Origin of the sequence: Streptomyces polyasparticus (genome assembly GCF_014493765.1) — a bacterium.
Taxonomy (GTDB): domain Bacteria; phylum Actinomycetota; class Actinomycetes; order Streptomycetales; family Streptomycetaceae; genus Streptomyces; species Streptomyces polyasparticus.
In genome coordinates, this window is record NZ_JACTVJ010000074.1 from 1 (window position 1) to 3,246 (window position 3,246).

Consider the following 3,246-nt stretch of genomic DNA (forward strand, 5'->3'; position numbering starts at 1 on the left):
CACTCCGCTCTGGCCGCCGCGGTCCACACGGTCATGCCCGGCGCGGCCTGGCAGCGGTGCAAGTTCTCTGCGCAATGACTTCAACGTGATCGACCGGGACTCCGGCGAGATGGTTGCCGATCCGCACGATCGTCACTCAGCCCACTGCCGAGATGGCGCGCACCCAGCTCGACACCCTGGCCGACATACTCGGGCAGCAGTTCCCCAACGTCAAAGCGATGCTGCTGGACGCGAAGGAAGGACCTGACCGCGTTCGCGACCTTCCCGCCAAGGCACTGGCCGAACGTCCAGCCACCACCCGAAGGCGCCCCCGCGCTGCCCAACACCACGAACACACCCTCCAATTGATCCGCAACACCACGACGAGGGACACGATCTCCGGCGTCCCGGAACCTGCTTGCGGATGGTCAGTCGTCGACAGCCGAGGACTGGGCAGGCCAGCCGCCGTGACCGCAGGTGGACAGCGGCCAGGTAGCCGTCGACCTGCATGTCTACTCCCGTCCGACGATGAATATCCGTGTACCTTCGCCGTCGGCGTCCCGTGTATCGGACACGACACCGGCGCACCCCGGGTGTGGGCAGTGACCACCACCGCGTCACCGCCATCCGCCACGTCCTCAACGATCAGCGCCAACAGGCCGGAGAACATCTTCCGATAAGGTAGTTGGCATCCAGCACAAGGTCACGATCGGAGCTGGCTACCGATGGTGTCCCGCGAAGACACTGTTGGCGAATTCGTCGTTCGGTACCGGGATCACCAGCTCACGGGATGATGGAGCCGACTGGCGCGGGGATGCGACCGTGAGGTGACGGAGATGTCGCTGCGTCCTCGAGTTCCGGGTGAGGTTCCCGAGCAGACCGCCGAGGTGGCGCGTCTGGCTTTCCCGAAGGGCTGTTTATGCGTGCGGCTCCGTGAAGTGCTCGGGCCGGTATTCCGGGACGAGGACTTCACGGGTCTGTTCCGGCACATGGGAAGCCAGGCTGGTCGCCCGCCCAGCTGGCACTTGTGTCCATCCTGCAGTTCACCGAGGGGCTGTCCGACCGTCAGGCCGCGGCCGCCGTCCGGGCCCGCATCAACTGGAAGTTCCTCCTGGGCCTGGAGCTGACGGACGCCGGGTTCGACCACTCGCTGCTCAGCGAATTCCGCGACCGCAACATCAACAGCACGGACCCTCAACGCCTGCTGGATCTGCTCCTGGACCAGATGCGCGAGGCGGGCCTGCTCAAACGCCCCGGTCGGCAGCGCACCGACTCCACTCATGTCCTTGCCGCTGTGCGCCGGTTGAACCGCCTCGAACTGACCGCAGAGCATCTGCGGGCCGCCCTGAACGTCTTGGCCGCCGTGGCGCCCGAGCGGCTGGCCGACTTGGCGCCGCGGACTGGTTCGACCGCTACGGACGGCGGATCGAGAACTATCGTCTGCCACGTTCAGAGCAGGAACGCACGGCCTACTTCGAGCAGAGCGGGCAGGACAGCATCCTCCTGCTCGACGCGCTCTATGCTTCCGGCTCCCCGCCCTGGCTGCGCCAACTGCCGCAGGTCCAAGCACTGCAAACCTGCTGGGACCAGCAGTACGTCTTCGAAGGCGGGCGGCTGCGGGCGCGCACGCCCAAGGAGATGCCGCCCTCACATCAGCGCCTCGAGTCGCCTTACGACCCTGACGCCCGCTACAACATCAAGCGCGGCTGTGACGGGAGCGGGTACAAGATCCATCTGACGGAGATCTGCGACAGCGATGCCCCGCATCTGATCACCCACATGACGACGACGGTGGCCACCATCACCGATGTGGAGGTCACCGACGAGATTCACGTCTATCTCGCCGATGACGGCCTGCTGGCCAACGAGAACCTGGTCGACCGCGGGTACATCAGGGCCGCTCTGCTGGCCACCAGCCAACCTGCCCACGGGGTCGAGCTGATCGGCCCGATCCATGAGGACGTCTCCTGGCAGGGCTGTGCCGGCCAGGGCTTCGACGTCGACAGCTTCACCATCGACTGGGAGAACCGGCAGGCGACCTGCCCCCAGGGACACAATAGCGTCCGCTGGAAGCCTCACCTGGGCCGACGCGGGCACCCCGAAACCTACGTGTTCTTCTCACCACAGCACTGTCTGCCCTGCCCGGTCCGCAACCTCTGCACCCGCTCCAAGACCGGAGAACGCAAGGTCACCCTGGGCCCGCGCGAGGAGCACGAGGCCATCCGGCTTACCCGCCAGGCCCAGCAGACCGACTCCTGGAAGCGGCGATACATGACACGCGCCGGCATCGAAGCAGCCTTCGGACAAGGACTCCGGCGCTGCGGACTCCGCCGGACCCGCTACTGCGGACTGGACAAGACGCGCTTCCAACACGAGCTGACCACCGCCGCCCTGAACATCATCCGCACCGAAGCCTGGCTCACCGAAACACCCCTCGCCAAGACCAGGACCTCACGCTTCCGCCGCCTTCGACCTCAATGAACTATCACCGAATTCGCCAACGGTGTCCTTGGCGGGACACCATCCGGCTACCCGCTATCACCACCGACTGCAGGCCGGCCCGATGTCTAGGACACTCCATGCTCGCCAGCCACCGCTACCACTCGCAGTCCCTTCGCCGAGGGCACCAATCACCTAATGGCTGACGAAAGTTGACAAGAAGTCGGGGCTATGCAGGACCAAGGTCCCTCAACGCATCCCTGGTGTTCGCGCTACCTTCGAAAGCAGAGCGGCGGACGTCCCCGCAATGTCGTCCACTGCTCGCCCCCCGAGGTCGCACACGCATCCCCCGCGTTGTCACCTCGGTTGACCGGCCGGATCCGTCATCCAGGTCGGCTCCGGGGCCCGCAGCAGATCTCCCCCTTCTGACTGCGGGCCCCACGAACTCCTCGCGGCGCGTGGGTGCTTGCAATATGCGAGGGGAAAGCAACCTGCACCGTGACGGCGAGGGGTGGCTGGACTGCGGGCCCACATCCATTGCCGGAAGGTGCGGGCCTGCGACATTCTTTGCCGCGAAGCTGTTCGTGTCTGCGGTCGCACTACAGGAACGGCCAGTCCGATCGTACTCGGCCTCTGGCCCTGCGCCCGGTATTCGAGCCCGCGACGGACACTGATGCGCCGCGCGCACGGACGGCGGCCATGACAAGCTGGCTCTTCGGCATCTTCCGTGAAGCCGTTGGTCTTGGGGTAGCCCCCCCCCATTACCTTTTTCGTAGCCCCGCAACGGGGTTACCGGCCTTCGGAGTTGGCATGACTACCTCCCCTTGT

General features: G+C 65.7%; 2 protein-coding genes. Both read left to right on the top strand.

The annotated features are described in order from the left end of the window. The first annotated feature begins 1,006 nt into the window (after positions 1-1,006). Entirely contained in the window at positions 1,007-1,717 is a 711-nt protein-coding gene (locus H9Y04_RS46405) for a transposase (RefSeq protein ID WP_214662294.1), read from the top strand. Continuing rightward, a complete protein-coding gene (locus H9Y04_RS46410; protein WP_214662295.1) occupies positions 1,618-2,460 on the top strand; it encodes a transposase in 843 nt (280 codons plus the stop codon). The genes H9Y04_RS46405 and H9Y04_RS46410 overlap by 100 nt, the downstream gene beginning before the upstream one ends. Positions 2,461-3,246 lie beyond the last annotated feature (786 nt).

Coding starts and splice junctions, on each gene's coding strand:
- H9Y04_RS46410 (WP_214662295.1), top strand. CDS start 1,618: ATGCCGCCCTCACATCAGCGCCTCGAGTCGCCTTACGACCCTGACGCC.